15 protein-coding genes are annotated in these 19,684 nt (G+C 58.2%); 8 read left to right on the top strand and 7 right to left on the bottom strand.

Annotated features, from left to right (window positions below):
• Window positions 1-326: 326 nt before the first annotated feature.
• From J2S31_RS04065 to J2S31_RS04035, 7 genes are all read right to left on the bottom strand, one after another.
• Window positions 327-2,558 carry an NADP-dependent isocitrate dehydrogenase gene (locus tag J2S31_RS04065; protein ID WP_237097785.1) on the bottom strand — a complete coding sequence of 744 codons (2,232 nt, stop codon included), beginning with the start codon at window positions 2,556-2,558 and terminating at the stop codon, window positions 327-329.
• Between the two features lie 627 nt (window positions 2,559-3,185).
• Window positions 3,186-4,316 (bottom strand): ABC transporter permease, encoded by a 1,131-nt coding sequence (locus J2S31_RS04060; RefSeq protein ID WP_237097784.1) that lies wholly within the window; start codon window positions 4,314-4,316, stop codon window positions 3,186-3,188.
• 2 nt (window positions 4,317-4,318) lie between these two features.
• Window positions 4,319-5,452 carry an ABC transporter permease gene (locus J2S31_RS04055; RefSeq protein ID WP_237097783.1) on the bottom strand — a complete coding sequence of 378 codons (1,134 nt, stop codon included), beginning with the start codon at window positions 5,450-5,452 and terminating at the stop codon, window positions 4,319-4,321.
• On the bottom strand, window positions 5,449-6,423 hold the full coding sequence (locus J2S31_RS04050) for an ABC transporter ATP-binding protein (protein WP_237097782.1): 975 nt from the start codon (window positions 6,421-6,423) through the stop codon (window positions 5,449-5,451). The genes J2S31_RS04055 and J2S31_RS04050 overlap by 4 nt, the downstream gene beginning before the upstream one ends.
• On the bottom strand, window positions 6,410-7,357 hold the full coding sequence (locus J2S31_RS04045; protein WP_237097781.1) for an ABC transporter ATP-binding protein: 948 nt from the start codon (window positions 7,355-7,357) through the stop codon (window positions 6,410-6,412). The genes J2S31_RS04050 and J2S31_RS04045 overlap by 14 nt, the downstream gene beginning before the upstream one ends.
• The gene (locus J2S31_RS04040) at window positions 7,354-8,514 is read right to left on the bottom strand and encodes an HlyD family secretion protein (protein ID WP_237097780.1); all 1,161 of its coding nucleotides are present in this window, start codon (window positions 8,512-8,514) and stop codon (window positions 7,354-7,356) included. Before J2S31_RS04040 ends, J2S31_RS04045 begins: the two co-directional genes overlap by 4 nt.
• Window positions 8,515-8,712: 198 nt before the next feature.
• Window positions 8,713-10,374: a sigma-54-dependent Fis family transcriptional regulator gene (locus tag J2S31_RS04035; protein WP_237097779.1), complete on the bottom strand. Its 1,662-nt coding sequence runs from the start codon at window positions 10,372-10,374 to the stop codon at window positions 8,713-8,715.
• Window positions 10,375-10,549: 175 nt separating this feature from the next.
• Here J2S31_RS04035 and J2S31_RS04030 point away from each other — a divergent pair, with 175 nt between their 5' ends.
• The 8 genes from J2S31_RS04030 to J2S31_RS03995 all read left to right on the top strand — a co-directional run bounded on the left by J2S31_RS04030 (window position 10,550) and on the right by J2S31_RS03995 (window position 19,667).
• Window positions 10,550-11,152, top strand: a complete 603-nt coding sequence (locus tag J2S31_RS04030) for a hypothetical protein (RefSeq protein ID WP_237097778.1) — start codon at window positions 10,550-10,552, stop codon at window positions 11,150-11,152.
• Window positions 11,153-11,173: 21 nt separating this feature from the next.
• On the top strand, window positions 11,174-11,401 hold the full coding sequence (locus J2S31_RS04025) for a CDGSH iron-sulfur domain-containing protein (RefSeq protein ID WP_237097777.1): 228 nt from the start codon (window positions 11,174-11,176) through the stop codon (window positions 11,399-11,401).
• 143 nt (window positions 11,402-11,544) lie between these two features.
• The gene (locus J2S31_RS04020) at window positions 11,545-12,084 is read left to right on the top strand and encodes a DoxX family protein (protein ID WP_371831642.1); all 540 of its coding nucleotides are present in this window, start codon (window positions 11,545-11,547) and stop codon (window positions 12,082-12,084) included.
• Window positions 12,081-12,893, top strand: a complete 813-nt coding sequence (locus J2S31_RS04015; RefSeq protein ID WP_237097775.1) for a dioxygenase family protein — start codon at window positions 12,081-12,083, stop codon at window positions 12,891-12,893. Before J2S31_RS04020 ends, J2S31_RS04015 begins: the two co-directional genes overlap by 4 nt.
• A gap of 50 nt (window positions 12,894-12,943) precedes the next feature.
• Window positions 12,944-13,741: a 4,5-DOPA dioxygenase extradiol gene (gene ygiD / locus J2S31_RS04010; protein ID WP_272908567.1), complete on the top strand. Its 798-nt coding sequence runs from the start codon at window positions 12,944-12,946 to the stop codon at window positions 13,739-13,741.
• Between the two features lie 65 nt (window positions 13,742-13,806).
• Entirely contained in the window at window positions 13,807-15,309 is a 1,503-nt protein-coding gene (locus J2S31_RS04005) for an efflux transporter outer membrane subunit (protein WP_237097773.1), read from the top strand.
• Between the two features lie 29 nt (window positions 15,310-15,338).
• Window positions 15,339-16,526, top strand: a complete 1,188-nt coding sequence (locus J2S31_RS04000) for an efflux RND transporter periplasmic adaptor subunit (RefSeq protein ID WP_237097772.1) — start codon at window positions 15,339-15,341, stop codon at window positions 16,524-16,526.
• 3 nt (window positions 16,527-16,529) lie between these two features.
• Window positions 16,530-19,667, top strand: a complete 3,138-nt coding sequence (locus J2S31_RS03995; protein WP_237097771.1) for an efflux RND transporter permease subunit — start codon at window positions 16,530-16,532, stop codon at window positions 19,665-19,667.
• Window positions 19,668-19,684: the final 17 nt, after the last annotated feature.

The raw sequence follows: 19,684 nt of genomic DNA, 5'->3' as shown, positions 1-19,684 counted from the left end.
GTCATTTTGGGCTGTTTTTATTTTCGATCGATTTTCGACACTTCGGTGGTATGGCCTGCAATTATTGGGCTTATGCGGACCAGAAAAAGAAATGCTGAATTCCTGTGCAATTCAAAAAAAATATTTTTTTCTGGGAATAAATCGGCAATGCACGGCCAAAACGAAAAATCCGCTTTGAAAAATTTTTGCCGCAGGGTAACGCGCAAGTCAAATGAACCGTCTTGTTTTCTGGACTTTCGCCAAGGTTTGCCGTTTTTCACGCACAAAAAAAAAGCCCGGCCGCGAAGGCCGGGCTTTCCTGAAATTACCGAACGGGTTCGATTCGTTTAGATGCTGTCCAGAATCGAGTTGAAGGTGTTGCTCGGGCGCATGGCCGCGGCAACCTTCGCCTGATCCGGGTGGTAGTAACCGCCCAGATCGACCGGCTTGCCCTTCGCATCCTGCAATTCCTTGAGGATGGTGTCGAGCTTCTCCTCCATCTGCTTGGCGATGGGGGTGAACCGTTCCTTGAGGTCCGGATCGTCGTTCTGCGCGGCCAGCTCCTGCGCCCAGTAGAGCGCTTCGTACACGTGGCTTCCCGCGTTGTCCAACTGACCCAGCTCGCGGCCCGGATTCTTTTTATTCTCCATCAGCTTGCCGGTCGCGCGGTCCAGCGCATCCGCCAGCACCTGGGCTTTTTTGTTGCCGAAGGTTTTGCTGAGGTGAGCCAGAGACTCGGCCAGCGCCAGGAATTCACCCAGCGAATCCCAGCGGAGATGCCCTTCCTTCTGGAACTGCTGAACGTGCTTCGGCGCGGAACCGCCGGCGCCGGTTTCGAACAGGCCGCCGCCGTTGATGAGCGGAACGATCGACAGCATTTTCGCGCTGGTGCCGAGTTCGAGGATCGGGAACAGGTCGGTGAGGTAATCGCGCAGAACGTTACCCGTGGCCGAAATGGTGTCCTCACCCTTCTTGGCGCGTGCCAGCGAGTGCTTCATCGCATCCACCGGAGCCATGATCTGAATATCGAGGCCGCTGGTGTCGTGATCCTTCAAATACGTCTCCACCTTTTTGATGACCTCGGCATCGTGCGCGCGGTTTTTATCCAGCCAGAACACAACCGGCGTGGAAGACGCGCGGGCACGGTTGACGGCCAGCTTCACCCAGTCCTGAATCGGGATGTCCTTGACCACACAACTGCGGAAGATGTCGCCCGCTTCCACCTGTTGCTCGTGCAGGGTGTTGCCCTTTGCATCGACGAGGCGGATGACGCCGTCGCTTTTGGCTTCGAAGGTTTTATCGTGGGAGCCGTACTCCTCCGCCTTCTGCGCCATCAGGCCGACGTTCGGCACGGTGCCCATGGTGGACGGGTTGAATTCGCCGTTTTCCTTACAGAACTCGATGCAAGCCTGGTAGATGCCGGCATAACTGCTGTCCGGAATCACCGCCAGGGTGTCGTGCTCCTTGCCGTCCGGTCCCCACATCTTTCCGGAATTGCGGATGGCCGCGGCCATGGACGCGTCGATGATGATGTCGCTCGGCACGTGCAGGTTGGTGATGCCGCGATCGGAGTCCACCATCGCCAGATCCGGGCCCTGCTTCATGCAAGCCTGGATGTCGTCCTCAATTTCCTTCTTCTTGTCGGCAGGCAGTTTCTCGATGCGCGCCAGCACGTCGCCGAGGCCGTTGTAAGGATTGGCGCCCAGTTCCTTGAAGGTGTCGCCGTGCTTCTTGAACACGTCTTCGAAGTATGAAACCACACCATGACCGAAGATGATCGGGTCAGAGACTTTCATCATCGTCGCCTTCATGTGCAGGGACAACAGAACGCCGCGTTTTTTGGCTTCTTCCTTCGATGCCTTCAAGAAAGCGTCAAGAGCCTTGGCGCTCATCTTGGTGGCATCGACGACGTCGCCCTCATCCAGCGTGATGTTGTCTTTCAGAACCGTGGTGTTGCCGCCGGCATCGGTGAACTCGATTTTCGCCTTGCCTGCCTGCGCCGCGGTGACGGTCAGGGATTTTTCATTCGACCGGAAATCCCCGCTGCTCATCTGGGCGACGTCGGTCTTGGAATCCTTGGACCACTTGCCCATTTTGTGCGGGTTTTTCCTGGCAAAGTTCTTAACCGAAGCCGAAGCACGGCGGTCGGAATTACCCTGGCGCAGAACCGGGTTCACCGCACTGCCCTTGACTTTGTCAAAGCGGGCCTGGATTTCTTTCTCCTCATCCGTTTTGGGCTCGTCCGGGTAATCCGGAATGTCGTAACCCTGTTCCTGCAACTCCTTCACCGCGGCCTTGATCTGCGGAATGGATGCGCTGATGTTCGGCAGCTTGATGACGTTGCAGGTGGGCTCCTTAACCATGTCGCCCAGGATGGCCAGGTCGTCCGGCTGTTGCTGTTCCGGTTTCAGCCGTTCGGGAAACTGCGCGATGATGCGGCCCGCCAGCGAAATGTCCATGGTGCCGACTTTCAGGCCCGCCACTTTACTGAAGGACTGAATGATCGGCAGAAAGGAACCGCTCGCCAACTCGGGAGCTTCATCGACTTTCGTGTATATAATATCTGGTTTGTCTGACATCTTTGTGTACCCCATTTTTAAGGTCGTGTTAGGTTGAAAACTATGGATTTTACAGAGATATTCCGGCAAATACTAAAAAAATTCCAGTTTCTGTCAACCGTTTTTTAGCTAACAAATATGAGAAATTCCAGGAAGTCAGAAACCGTTCACACCCCACCCCGTAGCAGAATTTTCCCTGCATTTTCCCTTCCAGCCGGGAGCTGGGTAATGGGAAGCGTTTCAATCGTGTTTGGAAAATGAGCGGAATGGGTTCATGAACCGATGCATACTATAACGCAGGTTGGCCCGCAATCCAACCACTGCTTTGCGGATTGTGGCGGCTTTTTTTATGGGGGCGCCGGCGGGTCCTTCCTGCCTTGGGGGTCCCGGAGAAAACCAGGAAGTCCGCGCAAAATATGCTTTTTATTCGAAATTCATTCGACCGGTTTGACCGCGTCGCCCCTCCCCCGGGTTTCTGACGGGACAAAAGAGGGGGACACTTTCTTCTTCCGTTGTTTGTAGGCCTTCTGGGCCATCCCCCTCCCGGGTTCCCGACCCGTTTTCACTTTTCCGGTACAGCATAAGCCCCGTCACCGGCAGACTTCCGGCGCCGGACGAACCTGCCATAACCGGGAGGAGGAGAAGGCGTCACGCCAGCGTTTTTTTGAAGCGGTGGATTGTCAGCAACAGGATGGCCGAACCCAGGGCGAGCAACGCCGCCATCTGCGGCCACAGGATATCGAACCCCACACCTTTCAGGAAAATGCCGCGGGAAATGATCACAAAATACCGCATGGGGTTCAGGTACGTGGCCCATTGCACCTCCAGCGGCATGTTGAGGATGGGAAACACAAAGCCGGAAAGCAGGACCGCGGGGAAAATGAATAAAAACGTGGTCACCATGGCCTGTTGCTGGGTGCGGCTTACGGTGGAAATGAACAGACCGATGGCCAGTGTATTCAGCAGATACAGTCCTGCGGACGCCAGCAGGATGAGAGGATTGCCCCGGATCGGCACCTCAAACCAGAACACCGCCACCACCGAAACGAGGATTACATCCAAAAACCCGAACACGGCAAAAGGCAACGTTTTGCCCAGGATGAATTCACCGGGCTTGATGGGGCTCGCCAGCACCTGTTCCATTGTGCCGATCTCGCGTTCGCGCACCACGGCCATGCTGGTCAGCATGGTGGTGACCACCAGCACCAGCAGACAGATCACCCCCGGAATGTAAAAAAGCCGGCTTTCCAGATTTTCATTGAACCAGGCGCGGGTCTCGAGCTCCACCCGGGCGGGTTTGTCATGCGCCCCCAGCACCCGCACCAGCCGTTCCTGGAACCGTTCCTGGGAATACGCCTGCACGATGCGCTGGCAGTAACTGAGGATGATGCTCGCCGTGTTGGAATCGGTGCCGTCGACGATCACCTGGAAGCCGGTGGTTTTCCCGGCGCGCAGGTCGGTGTCGAACCCTTTATGGAAATGCAGCACCGCCTGGGTGCTGCCGTGATCGAGCAGCGTTCGCAGTTGCGACTCATCAGCCAGGCGGGCGACCACATCAAAATACCCGGAATGTTCGAAGCGGGCCGCCACTTCCCGGCTGGCGGTGCTGTTGTCCAGGTCCACGATGGCGGTGGCGACGTGGCGGACGTCGGTGCTGACGGCGTAACCGAAAATGAGCATTTGCAGGATCGGCGTGACCAGCAGAATGGCCTTCATGCGGGGGTCGCGCAGGGCCTCGATGAATTCCTTGATCAGCATGTGCTGGATGCGTCGGAACATGGCTACACCAGTTTCTTTTTGAAGGCGGTGAGTGCGAGGGCGATCATGACCAGCGCGAACAAGGCCAGCATGCCCGCTTCGAAATACATGACCTCCAGCCCCACGCCTTTCAGAAAAATCCCCTTGTACAGATACACGAGGTAACGCGCCGGCACCAGAAAGGTGACCCACTGCACCACCGTCGGCATGGAGGTGATGGGAAAAGCAAACCCGGAAAGCAGAAACGCCGGAATGAAGGTGGTGAGGAGCGCCAGGTGGTTGGCGAACAGCTGGTTTTTGGTGAGGATGCTGATGAGCAGGCCGAGGGAAAGGGTACCCAGCAGGAACACCGCCCCCATGCCGAAAACCAGGGGCATGCTGCCATGCAGGGGCACCGCAAACTGGTATTTGCTCAGCACCACCGCCAACAGCACGTCGAACATCCCGATCAGGAAATACGGAATGAGTTTGCCGAGGACCAGCTCATGCCCTTTCACCGGTGTCGAGATGAGCTGTTCCATGGTGCCGCGTTCCCACTCACGGGCGACGGTCAACGAGGTCAGCAAGGCGGCGATGACCATCATGATCACCGCGATCAATCCCGGGATGATGTAGTTTTTGGATTCCAGCTCCGAGTTGAACCAGATGCGCGGACGCAAATCCAGAGGCACGTTCGGCGTTTTGCCCGTGATACGGCGCACGTGCCGCATCTGCACGGCTTCGGAAAAGGCCTGCGTGACCGCCGTGGCGTACCCCGTCGCGATGAACCCGGTGTTGGCATCACTGCCATCCACAATCCACTGCACCGCCGCCGGACGCCCGGCGTTCAGCCGCTGTGCAAAATCACGCGGGATGACCAACCCCGCCAGCGCCGTCCTCTCATCGATCGCGCGCTCGATGTCGTGATAATTGCCGGCGTGTCCCTCAATCTGAAAAAAACGCGAGGCGGCGTAACGGTGGACATAGTTCCGGCTGAGAGCGCTGTCGCTCTGGTCCCAGACGAGGATCGGCACACGGTCAACATCCATGGTCAGCGCGTAGGCAAACAACAGCAACAGCACAACGGGAATGGCGATGCCCAGAATAATACTGCGCACATCGCGGACGATCTGGATGAATTCCTTGCGGGCGACGGCCCAGACGCGGCGGAGGCTCATCGTTCCACCTCCTGTTGGGCCTGGAGCGCCCGTTCGCGGCTTTGAATGAGGGTGACGAAAATATCTTCCAGAGCCGGTGGGATTTTTTCCACACGCTCGACACGGCAATTTACTTTCTGCAGTGAATCCTGAATGCGTTGCGGCATCGACGGGTCCTCTTCCGCCACCACGTGCAGGCTGAGTCCGAACAGCGACACGTCCCTGATGCCCGGCTGACCCTCCAGCGCCAGCATGGCAGACTGCGGCCGGTCGCAGTGAACTTCCCAGACCTGCCCTTCCAGTTCATTGGCCTTCAACTCCTCCGGCGTTCCGGTGGCCACCAGTTGGCCGCGGTAGATCAATCCCAGCCGGTTGCAGTTCTCCGCCTCGTCCATGTAGTGCGTGGTGACAAACACGGTGACGCCCTGCCCCGAAAGCTGGTAGATGAGATCCCAGAAGCGCCGCCGGTTGATGGGGTCCACACCCGACGTCGGCTCGTCCAGAAACAGCACCTCCGGCTCGTGCAAAATGGCGCAACCCAAAGCCAGCCGCTGCTTCAATCCGCCGGGCAGGATACGCGTGAGCACATGCCGGTGATCCTGCAAGTGCGCCATCTCCACCACCCATTGCTTGCGCTCGCGTTTTTTCTTCTCGGGTATCTGATAGACGCCGCTGAAAAAATCGATGTTCTCTTCCACCGTCAGCGTCTCGTACAACGAAAACTTCTGGCTCATGTAACCGATGTGGAACTTGATCTGCTCGGTTTGCGTGAGGATGTCCAGCCCGGCGATGCGACCGGTCCCGGAGGTGGGCAGGAGGATGCCGCACAGCATGCGGATGGTGGTGGATTTCCCGGAGCCGTTTGGCCCCAGAAACCCGAACACCTCGCCTTGCTTCACACGGAAGCTGATGCCATCGACGGCGGTGAAATCACCAAAGCGCTTGACCAGGCCGTGGACGACCACGGCGTCTTTCGTGTCATGGTTGGTCATCGGGAGCGACTCCCTGTTTTTCTGCCAGGACGGAAATGAAAACATCCTCCAGGCTGGGTTCGGCGACGCGGAGGCCCAGGTTTGAAATGCCCGCGGCATCCAGAGTCTTCCGGATTTCCTCCATCATCGCCTGCGGCTGTTCGCTGACCACGTGCACCCGGTCGCCGAACAGGTTGGCGGCCTGCGTTCCCTGCTTCGCGCGCAACAGATGGAACACCTCCCGCGGTTCATTCGTGCGTATTTGAATGACCGCGCCCCGCATCAGTCGCTTCACTTCATGCGGCGTGCCCACGCCGAGGAGCTGGCCGTGGTGAAGAAGGCCGATGCGATGGCACCGTTCCGCCTCATCCAGATAGGCGGTCGAAACAAAAATGGTCACGTTCTGCTGGAGCAACTGTTCCAGAATGCGCCAGAACTCGCGGCGCGACAGGGGATCGACGCCGTTGGTGGGCTCGTCCAGAAACAGAATCTTCGGGGTGTGGATCAACGCGCACACCAGCCCCAGCTTCTGCTTCATGCCGCCCGAAAGGTTTCCGGCCATCCGTTTTTTGAACGGGGTCAGGTCGCTGAACGCCAGCAACCGCTCGATGCGGTCGCGCCACTCTCTGCGCGACACGCCATAGATGTCCGCATAAAAGCGAATGTTCTCCATCACGGTGAGGTCTTCATACAAACCGAAGCGCTGGCTCATGTAGCCGATGTCTTCCTTCACCGCTTCGGAATGGGTGGCCACGTGATGGCCGTTCACCCACGCATCGCCGGAGGTGGGATCCATGATCCCCGTCAGCAGACGCATGAGCGTGCTTTTGCCGGAGCCATCCGGCCCGACGATGCCGAAGATTTCTCCGTGCTCCACCGACAGCGTCAACCCATCGATGGCGGTGACGGCGCCGAACTGTTTGGTCAGGTGTTCCAGGCGGATGGCTTCTTTCACGACGCCTCCTGCTGGAAGAGAAGGTCCACATCCACCGGCATGCCGGGTTTCAGTTCCATGTGGGGATTGTGCACGTCGACCTTGACGCGGTAAACCAGCTTCACGCGCTCTTTCTCGGTCTGCACGTTTTTCGGTGTGAATTCGGATTCCGACGCAATGAAGGTAAGGGTTCCGTCGTAGACTTTACCGGGAAACGTGTCCGTCATCACCCGCGCCGGCATGCCCAACTTCACCCGCCCGAGATCGGTTTCGCTGAGGTAGCCCCGCACCCAGACGTCGACCAGGTCGCCGACGGTGACGATGGGTGTCCCCGGCGATACGAACTCGCCCGGCTCGATGTTTTTGGAAAGCACCACGCCGGTGAGCGGCGAGACCACCTCGGTGTAATCCAGTTTGGTTTCGGCCAGTTTCAGGACGGCTTCCGCCTTGGCCAACTGGGCGCGGGACTGCTCGATCTTCTCCGAGCGCGGCCCCTTTTTCACCAACTGGTAGCGCTGCCTCGCTTCCTTCAAGGCGGAACGGGCCTGATCGATGTCTTCCTTGCGCGGCCCTTCCACCGCCAGTTGCAGGCTTTCTTTCACCCGCTGCAGTTGCGCCAGCGCCATGTCATAATCGGTGCGCGCCTGATCGTACTTCTCTTCCGCCGCCACGCCTTTTTCGAAGAGGCGTTTGTACCGCTCCATCTCCACCTTCAGGTTTTGCATCCTCGCCTGAGCCTGCTCGACTTCGGCCCGGGCGGCGGCCACCTCTTCCGGACGCGACCCCGCCAGCAGTTCGTCCAGATCGGACTGGGCTTTCTCCAGCTTGGCCCGGGCCTCCCTGATTTCTTCCGGACGCGACCCCGCCAGCAACTCCGCCAGGTTGGCTTTCGCCTCGTTGACTTCCGCCTTGCGGATGGCCACCTCCTGTTTCAGGTCGCGGTTTTCGAGACGGGCGATCACCTGCCCCTTCTCCACCATCTCGCCCTCATCCACCAGCCGTTCTTCCACCCAGCCGCCGATCTTGAAACTGATGTCGGCATCGACCACTTCGATGTTGCCGGAAATGCGGATCACTTCCTTTTCCGCGCGGTCGCTCCCATAAAAGTATTGCCTGACTCCAAACCCGGCAGCCGCCAATACCAGCAGAATGAATAGGATTCGAACAGGACGCGGCACGTTCCCCCCTCAACGGTTAGGACGTTTCCCTTCCGTGTCTCGCGGTTCCCCGGAGACCACTGACAGGAAAAAAACAGGGACTTCTTTCATTTTAGGATCGTTCGCCAATTCAGGCAATCGCATTCCCCGCGTTCAAAATAAAATCCATGGAGATGAAAGACAGGAGGCCGCCCCCCTCGCGGTCCCGCAAGGGATGCGCTATTCAGGCAGGAATTGTTTCTTCAGGCCCATCGACTTGATGCGCGTCGCCAGGGTGGTGGGTTTGATGCCGAGAAGTTTGGCCGCGCCGTCGTCGCCGTAAATCTTGCCGCCGCTTTGTTTCAGCGCGCGCAATATGTTTTCCTTTTCGCGCCGGCGCATTTCCGCCTCCGGGATCACCTCCCCTTCCGCGGGGCCCGCAGGCGAACCCGCGGACTTAGCTTTCGGTTCACTCACTCCCGGCAAATCAAACTTCAACCTCCCGTTGGTGGCAGTGATGACCGCGCGCTCCACCAGGTTCTGCAATTCGCGGATATTGCCCGGCCAGTCGTACTTTTCCAGCGAGGCGATCACGGACCGCGATGGCGGCTTGATCGGCTGGTTGAACCGCTTCGCCGCCACTTCGATGAAGTGGCGGGCGAGCACGGGAATGTCCTCCAACCGTTCGCGTAGGGGTGGGAGTTCGATGGGAAACACATTCAGTCGGTAATACAGATCTTCGCGGAAGCGACCCTCTTTCACTTCGCGCTTGAGGTCGCGGTTGGTGGCGGCCAAGATGCGTACGTCGGTGGTGCGGGTGCGCTCGTCGCCCACGCGCTCGTACTCGCCCTCCTGCAGAACGCGCAACAACTTGCTCTGCACATCGAGCGGAATCTCGCCCACCTCGTCGAGGAACAGCGTGCCGCCGTTGGCGAGCTCGAACCGGCCCTTCCGGTCCTGCACCGCACCGGTGAACGCACCCTTGATGTGGCCGAAGAATTCGCTTTCATATAAATCGCGCGGGATCGACGCGCAATTGACCTTGACCATCGGCCGCCTCCAGCGTCCACTGCGCTTGTGCACTTCGCGCGCCACCATCTCCTTGCCGGTGCCGGACTCGCCGGTGATCAGGATGTTGGCATCGGTCTTCGCCACCATTTCGATCTGCCGCAAAACCGTTTTGAGCGGTGCGCTCTGGCCGATGATGCCGCCGAACGCCTGCGTCTCCCCCAGCTCTTCCGTCAGGTATTCATAATCGTCGGTGAGCTGGCGGTTCAACTCCTCGATCTGTTCGAACGCCTCGGCGTTGGTGATGGAGACCGCCAGGTGGTCCGCTACCAGCCGGCCCCAGAACAATCCCTCGCCTTCCGTTTCCACTTCCTTTCTGGGAACATAACCGCAGACGCCCAGCACCTTGCCCTGGAACACCACCGGCAGAACCGACAGGCCGATGGCTTTCACCTGCTCGCCCCAGCGCTTCGACACCGCAAAATCGAAATCTTCCTCGACCGACTGCGTATCCGCAATCTCACCCGTCACCGCGGAACGCCCCACCTTGCCAACGCCGAGAGGAATGCGGATGTAATCGTCCTCTTCCATAACATCCGACTCCGGTTCAAATCCAACGCTGTATTTTTGCGCCACCAGGTGCAGGCACCGGGTCTGGTCGAGACACTGCGATCGGAGCGGACAGGTATCGCACCGGTCACCGGGACGCACCAGCCAGATACGCGAATGGGCCAGCAGGGGGTCCTCGGCGGCTTTTTCCACCACCCGCTCAAGCAACGAGGTCACGCTCCGCTCCTGTGGCATGGCCAGCAAAAGCTCGCGCATGTGGCGGAAAGGCTGGATGCTGGGATCGACGTCGCTCATGCCTGCATTATAACGGAATTCCGTTGCCATTCAACGAATTTCAGTTATTTCAAAACATTTCGTTTATTTCCCGAAAAACAAGAAACCATCCTAATTCTATATATTTAAACGCATTAAAATTTTTTCCCGGTTTGGCCCGGCTTTTGCTTTGTATAGGTCAAGTTCGTTTTGAACCACATTTATTTTTCAAATAAGGAACCCGATCATGAACCTCCATCGTTCGAATACCTCATCCTCCCGTTCGGCAATCAAACGCCACCCGGCGATCTGGATGGCCCTGATTTTCGGATGGATTCTGGTCTTCTCCAGCTCCGCGCATACTTCTCACGGGGCGGCGCATTTGAACACGATGGGGTTTGCCGATTGGGAATGGCATTTCGATTCCTCTCACACGGAGTCCCCGGTTTCCTCCGCCCAGGCGAAGAACCCGTTCGCCCCGTACCTCCCCGGGGTGAACCGCCTGGTGCTGGAAAAGTCCGGCCTGCACTGCCTGCTGACCATCAAGTTGCACCCTGAAGGTTCTGAAACGGCAGGCCTGGTGTGCCGGCTTTTCAGCGAACCGGGTTTGAAAGAGCCACTTTCAATGCCGCAGGGATGGCGCCTGTTCCGTCAGGAATTGACCGGAGGGCAGGTCCGGTTTTTCGAAACCACCACGTCCTCGGCACCCGCGATCAACCTCAATACGTTGACCGGTTACCTGATCGATACCTACGGTGTGTCGCGTTTGCGCTGGTCACCGAATGCCACAAATAATGAATGGCGTACCTCAAATGACGATTGGGACGAGGCACGTCGTGACCAAATTTAAAATAAAAACCAAGGAGTCCATATGAGCTGGCAAAAGGAACCATTTGAAATCGAGGTAAAAAAAGGGGAGGTCAAAGCCTTCTGCGCCTGCGGAAAATCGAAGAACGGCCCGTACTGCGATGGGTCGCATGCAGGCACGGAATTCACCCCTTACCTCATCGAGTTTGACGAGGACAAAACCATCTACGCCTGCGGATGTCAGCAATCCGGCAACCGCCCCTTTTGCGACGGAAGTCATGAAAGGCTGTAGCAGGAGAGCCCTCTCCGGCACCCCAATATAAAAACGGGGCCGGGCAGGATGTAGGGAGGGGCTCCTGTCCGGCTTCCATGTCAACCGAAGACGCAACACGCAATTCATCCACTTCGATATCGAGGAGATATCTCATGAATATAATGAACGCATTGCAGAAAATGTTTGAAACCGAAAACCGCACCGGCACCGTGATCGTCCGGGTCCTGCTCGGGCTGGTCATCTTCCCGCACGGCGCGCAGAAACTGCTGGGCTGGTTCGGCGGGCACGGCCTGGAAGGCACGCTCGGCTTCTTCACCCAGACCATGGGGGTGCCGATGATCATCGCGCTTCTGGTCATCGCGGGCGAATTCTTCGGCGCGCTGGGTTTGATCACCGGATTCCTCACCCGCCTCAGCGCCTTCGGCATTTTCGCCACCATGATGGGCGCGTTGCTCATGGTGCACTGGAACAACGGCTTTTTCATGAACTGGTCCGGCCAGCAGGCGGGCGAAGGCTTTGAGTTTCACCTGCTCGCCATGGGCATGGCGGTGGCGCTGATGGTCTCCGGCGGCGGCAGATACTCCGTGGACGGCTGGATTGCGCGGACCTTTTTCAAGACTCAGGAGGAAGGGTCTCAGAACGTGAAGAGCCCCTCCTCTGTATACGCCCATAATCACCCCGTGCAGGAAGGTGCACGATGAAACATTCGGTCGATTATTTCTTTTCGCGTCGCAATTTTCTGAAGACCGGCTGGGGGGCGCTCGGAGGGCTCGCAGGCTCCTTGCTTGCGAGTTCCGCCTGGGCGCAGGCCCTGGGGATGAAAACTCCGCGGCAAACGCTGGGGCCCTTCTTCCCGGACGAAGGCGACGAAGTCCATGAGATCCGCGAAAACCTCGACTTCCGCCTGCCCATCAGCGAGGCCAACGACAACGACCTGACACACATCAAGGGTCACGAGGGAACCGCTGAAGGCCAGGTCATTCACCTGGAAGGCAAGGTCCTGTTTCGCTGGCAGGGAGACGCCAAGCCACAACCCGGCGCGGTGATCATTCTGTGGAACGCCGCCGCCTCCGGCCGCTATAACCACCGCGGTGACCGCGAGGCGACACGCTTCCGGCATCCGGAAACCGGCCAGTGGGTGGAACGCACCCACGACGAACATTTCCAGTACTGGGGCCGCTGCATCACCGACCAGGAGGGCCGTTACAGTTTCAAAACCGTGGTGCCCGGCTTTTATCCGGTGGACATTGAAAACGGCTGGTTTCGCCCGCCACACCTGCACTTCATGGTCACGGCGCCCGGCATCCCGCAGTTGGTGACGCAATTGTATTTCAAGGGTGAGGCCGTACCGAACAACGCCTTCATCCAGAAACTGAACGCGCGCGATTTGATTTTGCGCGACCCGGCTCTCACGCGGGAACAGCAGGACAGCCTGATCGTCGAATACCGTCCTTCGGAGAAGGACCCGGGCGTGTTGATCGGCAACTACGACTTCATGTTGTCCTTCTGACGCTTGAACTTTGGATCCATTGACACACACATTTTAAACGTTATTTTGTTATGAATACACTGACCCATTCCAAATCTGTCAAAATGCCGGCCCTGTTTCTGGGGCACGGAAGCCCGATGAACGTCATCGAAAAGAACCCGTTCGCCTTGAACTGGGAGCTTTTGGGCAAAAGCCTGGCGCGGCCGAAGGCAATCCTTTCGATCTCCGCACACTGGGAAACGTACGGCACCTACGCCACGGCCATGGAGCACCCGCGCACCATCCACGATTTCGGCAACTTCCCGCAGGCGCTGTTCGATATCGAATACCCCGCACCGGGAAGCCCCGAACTGGTACAGCGCCTTCAATCGCTGGTCACCACCACGGAAGTCCTTCCGGATCACAACTGGGGTCTGGACCACGGCACGTGGAGCGTGCTGACCTGGATGTTCCCAAAAGCCGACGTGCCCGTGGTGCAGTTGAGCCTGAACCGCAACCTGTCTCCGCGTCAGCATTACAACATCGGCCGTGAATTGAAACCGCTTAGAAGCGAGGGTGTTCTCATCTTGGGAAGCGGCAACATTGTGCACAACCTGGCCTTCTTCGATCCCAACCCTGGCGCCTCGCCTTACCCCTGGGCCAGTTCTTTTGATGAATCGATCAAAAGATTCTTGCTCAAGGACGATCATGAAAGTATTCTGAATTTCAGCCGCTTGGGAGAAGCGGCGCGATTGTCCGTTCCCACACCGGAACACTTTTTGCCTCTGATCTACATCATCGCCCTGCAGGCCGAGTCCGAGCGGGTGACGTTTCCGGTAGAGGGCGTGGTCTCCGGCGCCGCCTCCATGCGCGGCGCCATGATCTCCTGACAGCGAAGACAATGCCAATCTCACCTCCAATACGCGCAGGACTCCAAACCGCTTTTCCGTCTGGTTTGCGTGCCCTTGCCGGGTCGGTGTGGCTGGCGTTCGCCGCCTGCACCACAGTCGGCCCGGATTACATTCCTCCCCAAACCACCGTGCCCACGGATTTTCACACCAAGGTACAGAATCAGAAATTCAAATCGGAAAAAGAAAAAGGTAAAGAAAAACAAAAGAAGGAAGTCGGCAAGACACCGGAAATTCCGGTAAAACAGGTGACGCCGGAGATGCTGGCTGAATGGTGGCAAACGCTGGAAGACCCTCTCCTCAGCCGGCTTGTGGACAAAGCCGTCAAAGATAACCTTGATTTGAAAATAGCCGAATCGCGAGTGCGGGAGGAGCGCGCCCGGCGCGGCATCGCGCGGGCAGACCGTTTTCCCACCATCGATGCGGTTGGGAACGTCGCCCGCCAGCGGACCAGCCGCGAAAACCTGTTCCGCCGTGGCGGCGAATTCACCATGTATTCCGCGGGCTTTGATTCCTCCTGGGAAATTGACTTGTTCGGACGCATCCAGCGTTCCGTGGAAGCGGCAGAAGCTTCGGTGGAAGCGCGTAAGGAACAATTGAACGATACGCTGGTCACGCTGGTTGCTGAGGTGGCCCTGAACTACATCGAGATACGTACTTTTCAGGCACGTTTGGAAGCCGCGGAAAAAAACCGCCGCGTGCAGGAAGAAACATTGCAGATCGTGGAAGACCGTCTACAGGCGGGGCTCACCACCACGCTCACGCTGGAGCAGGCCAAGTACAACCTTGAAAACACCAAGGCAGAAATTCCCACGCTGAAAACCGGGATCGAACAGGCCAAAAACGGTCTTTCGGTTCTGCTCGGCGAATTTCCCGGCGCCATCAATGAAGAATTACAGGAATTCAAAAAAATGCCGGTGACGCCGATGGATGTCGTCGTCGGCGTGCCGGCGGATTTGTTGCGGCGGCGGCCGGACATCCGCCAGGCGGAGCGGGAGTTGGCCGCGCAGACGGCGCGCATCGGCATTGCCACCGCAGACCTCTATCCCCGTTTCACCCTGCTGGGCTCCATCGGGCTGGAATCGATTTCCGCCTCCAGTTTTTTGAGCGGACCGGCCACCGCGTTTTCGCTGGGACCACAGGTAACATGGAACGTGTTCAGTGCCGGTCGCATCCGCCAGAATATTGAAGTGCAGGATGAACTCCAGGAGCAGGCACTCATCCAGTACGAGGCCACGGTGCTCACAGCAGTCCAGGACGTGGAAAACGCTCTGATCGATTATGCCAAGGAACAGGTCCGTCGCCAGGCGCTCCTCAAATCCATCGAGTCCGCTCAAAACGCGGTGGAATTATCGCGCGAGTTGTACATTGCGGGTTTGTCGGATTTTATCGCCGTGCTGGAGGCAGAGCGCTCCCTGTTCAACTTCCAGGACCAGTTGGCGGTGAGTGAAGGGCGGGTGGTGTCGAACCTCATCCGCCTGTTCAAAGCCCTGGGAGGTGGATGGAAGCCGCTCATGGTGGGGGCGCCAACGGACTCCCCGCAATCGTGATGCGGACTCATTCGATGAAAAGGACAAACATGGAATCACCGACCCAACTCCTGCGCACTCTTTTCATGCTCGTGGCTGTACTGCTTGCGGGATGCCAGCAACCGAATACCTCCGCCGGGCCGCAAGCCAAGCAGCCCCCTCCCATGGTGACGGTGACGCCCGTGGTGCATCAGAAAATCGTGCGCACACACGAACTGGTGGGGCGCACCGCTTCCGTCAGGACAGTCAATCTGGTCACACGGGTGGAAGGGTTTCTTGAAAAAAGAAATTTCAAGGAAGGCGAGGATGTCAGCAAGGGAGACCTGTTGTTCATTGTCGAACAGGAACCGTATCAAATCGCCGTAAGAGTGGCGGAAGCCCTCGTTGCCGAAGCGGAGGCCACCCTCGAAAACGCCAGGACCTACCTGAAACGAGTCGAGTCCGTGCGCAAGGGCGCGGTGTCGCAATCCGATCTCGACAAGGCGGAAAGCGATTTCAAACGCGCTGAAGCGGCGTTGATGCAGGCCAAGGCCAATCTGGAACAGGCGCAACTGAACCTGAGCTACACGGAAATCCGCGCCCCCTTCAGCGGGCGCATCAGCCGCGTCAACGTACATGAAGGCAACCTGGTGAAACCGGATACCGGAACGCTCGCGACGCTGGTGCAGATGGACCCCATGTACGCCCTGTTCACCGTGGATTCCGGCGCAGTGCTGACCGAATTCCAGAACCAGATCAAACGCGGCAAGGCCACCACCTTCACGCCCAAACTCATCCTGCCCAACGGCACGGAATATCCTTATGCGGGCATTGAGGATTTTGTGGATCATAGAGTGGATGAACGGACCGGCACCATCACCATCCGCGCCAAATTCCCCAACCCGGCTAAAAACGTCCTTCCGGGCAAAGCAGAGATTCCCCACACCCTGCGCATACTGCTTCCCGGGCAGTTCGTGAGAGTGCGGGTGCAGCGCGACGAGGTGCGGACCGAAAAGGTGATCCCGCAGGCGGCCATTCAGCAGGACCAGACCGGCAAGTTCGTGCTGGTGGTCGATGCTGAAAACCGGGTGCACAAACGCAACATCACCACCGGCGAAAAAGAAGGAATCAAGTGGGTCGTCAAGGAAGGCTTGGAGGTCGGCGAGATGGTGATTGTCGAAGGTTTGCAGAAGGTGCGGCCGGGTGTCACGGTGCAGATCGCATCCAAACCTTCCAGCAATGACAAGGAAGGGGCCTGAACAATGTTCAGCAATTTTTTCATCGAGCGTCCCCGCTTTGCTTTCGTCATCTCCATCGTCCTCGTCATTGCCGGGCTCGTGGCCCTGCCAAAAATGCCGGTGGCGCTGTACCCACCCATCACCCCTCCGGTGGTCATAGTAATCGCCTCCTATCCCGGCGCCAACGCCGCCGTACTGGAAGAGACTGTGGCCGCGCCCATCGAGGAACAAGTCAATGGCGTCGAAGACATGATTTACATGTCCTCCACCAGCACGGACAGCGGCGTGTACACGCTGGAAATCACTTTCGAGATCGGAACCGACCCCGACATGGCGACAGTGAACGTGCAGAACCGCGTTTCCCTCGCGACGCCGGTCCTGCCCGAAGAGGTGCAACGTTCGGGTATCACCGTTCGTAAACGCTCGCTGGATTTTTTGCAGATCGTCGCGTTTTCCTCTCCCGAAAGAACCTACGACCAGTTGTTTTTAAGCAACTTCATCAGCATCAATATCAAGGACGTGCTTGCACGGGTGCCCGGTGTGAGTGAAGTCATCATTTTCGGGGCGCTGAATTATTCCATCCGGATCTGGATGGACCCGGACAAAATGATGAACCTGGGGGTCACCACAAGCGATGTGACCCGGGCCATACGCGACCAGAACATCCAGGCGGCGGCGGGACAGGTGGGGCAGATACCCGCGCCCCAGGACCAGCAGTTCCAGTACACCATTCAAGCGAAAGGCCGCCTCTCCGACGTCTCCGAGTTCGAGGATATCATCATCCTCGCCAAGCCTGACGGTTCCGTGGTGCGCGTGAAAGACATTGCCCGCGTTGAAATGAGTTCGCAGACATTCGAGACCTTTTCCCGTCTCAATGGATCGCCTACCGTCAACTTTGCGGTTTATCAGTTGCCGGACGCCAATGCGCTGGAGGTGGCCCAAAGAATCCGGGAAAAAATGGCGGAGCTGTCCGAAAACTTTCCGCAGGGCGTCGAATACATCATTCCCTACGACTCCACCCGATTCATCGACAATTCATTAAAAGAGTTGGTGGAGACCTTGTTCATCGCGCTGGGCCTTGTGGTGCTGGTGGTTTATATTTTCATTCAGGACTGGCGGGCGACTTTGATCCCCGCTCTCGCCATCCCGGTTTCCCTGATCGGCACCTTTACCCTGCTCCTCGCCATGGGTTATTCCATCAACAGCCTGACTCTGTTTGCGCTGGTTCTATCCATTGGTGTGGTGGTGGACGACGCCATCGTGGTCGTCGAAAACGTGCAACGCCATCTGGATGAGGGACTGGAACCGAAAGAAGCCACACGCCAGGGGATGAAAGAAGTATTCGGCCCCGTCATCGCCACCACGCTGGTTCTCCTTGCGGTTTTTGTTCCGGTCGCCTTTGCATCAGGTATCAGTGGTGAGCTTTATCGTCAGTTTTCCGTAACCATCTCATTTGCTGTGTCGCTGTCTTCCCTGAATGCGCTCACCCTGAGTCCAGCTCTTTGTGCCACCATGTTGCGGAAGCGGGAATCCCGCCCGTGGTTCGCCCTGCGCGGGTTCGATTTCCTGTTCCGTGGGGTGTCACATGCTTATCTGTTTTTGGTAAAAGCCATTGTGCGCCGCTTCGTTTTCACCGTACTTGTTCTCTTGATGGTTAGCGGTGGCAGTTACTGGATTTTTAAAAGCACTGCAACAGGATTCCTCCCGGATGAAGACCAAGGTGTTTTTTTCATTGACGTGCAACTCCCGGACGGCGCCTCCATGAACCGGACGGACACCCTGATGAGGGAAATGGAGTCCACGATCACGAAAATACCCGGCGTGAAAAATGTCGTGACCCTGGTCGGGCGCGGGTTGATCAGCGGCTTGAAACCCAACTCCGGAACCTTAATTTGCGTGCTCGATCCATGGGGGGAACGGACTACCCCGGACCTGCATGCCAATGCGCTGGTGGGGCGTGCCTGGGGCATGACCGCGCAGGTTCCGGGGGCGCAATCCATCGTCTTCACCCCGCCGCCGATCCGCGGGCTTGGCAACGCCAGTGGATTTGAAATGCAGTTGCAGGACATGCGCGGCGGCGAGCCGCAGGAGTTGTCCGCCGCCATGCGTGGCTTCATCTTCGAAGCCAATCAGACGCCCGGACTGCAACGCGTGTTCAGCACCTTCACCGCCGAGGTGCCGCAGATCGAGTTGAAAGTCGATCGCCTCCAAGCCAAGGCGCTGGGCATTCCGGTGGCAGAAATTTTTGAAGCCCTGCAGGCGCAATTGGGTTCGTTCTACGTAAACGACTTCAACAAATTCGGCCGGGTGTACCGGGTCATCATCCAGGCGGAAAGCGAATACCGCAGCAATCCGGAGGACATCAACCGCATTTACGTGCGGAGCGCCGAGGGAGCCATGGTGCCGCTCAGCACGTTGACCGAAACCACCCCCATCCTCGGTCCGGAATCGCTGACGCGTTTCAACGTATACCGCGCGGCGAAGGTCAACGGTTCGCCCGCACCCGGTTACAGTACCGGTCAGGCCATCGCCGCCGTCGAGGAACTGGCCGCGCGCACTCTGCCCATGGGCATGGGATTCGAGTGGTCCGGCATGTCCTACCAGGAAGTGGAAGCGGGATCGCAAGGCATCGTCATCTTCGCCCTGGCTCTGATCTTTGCCTATCTTTTCCTCGTCGCACAATATGAAAGCTGGTCGATTCCGTGGGGCGTCATCCTGTCCGTTCCGGTCGCGGTGCTGGGTGCGCTTGCCGCAATGAAAGCCACCGGACACATCCTCGACATCTACGCACAGATCGGGCTGGTCATGCTGATCGGTATGGCATCGAAGAACGCCATCCTCATCGTCGAGTTCGCCAAGGTCCAGCGCGAGGCCGGCGCGCCGGTGTTCGATGCGGCGACCACCGCGGCCCGACTGCGCTTCCGCGCGGTGATGATGACGGCGATTTCCTTCGTGCTGGGGGTTCTGCCGCTGGTGCTGGCTTCCGGCGCCGGCGCCAACAGCCGTCAGTCTCTGGGCATCGTCGTGTTCGGCGGCATGGCCGCCTCCGCGGTCATCGGCACGCTTCTCGTCCCCTCTCTTTACAGCCTGGTGCAGACGATCACGGAAAAGCTTGCGGGCAAACCCGCGCCCGCCCCGGTCAACCCCGACCCGGCGGAATGAGCCTCGACCCTCACGCC

This window comes from Nitrospina gracilis Nb-211 (assembly GCF_021845525.1).
In the GTDB taxonomy this organism is placed as follows: Bacteria; Nitrospinota; Nitrospinia; order Nitrospinales; family Nitrospinaceae; genus Nitrospina; species Nitrospina gracilis_A.
The sequence above is the reverse complement of the archived record's forward strand: the minus strand, read 5'-3'. Positions and strand labels throughout refer to the sequence as shown.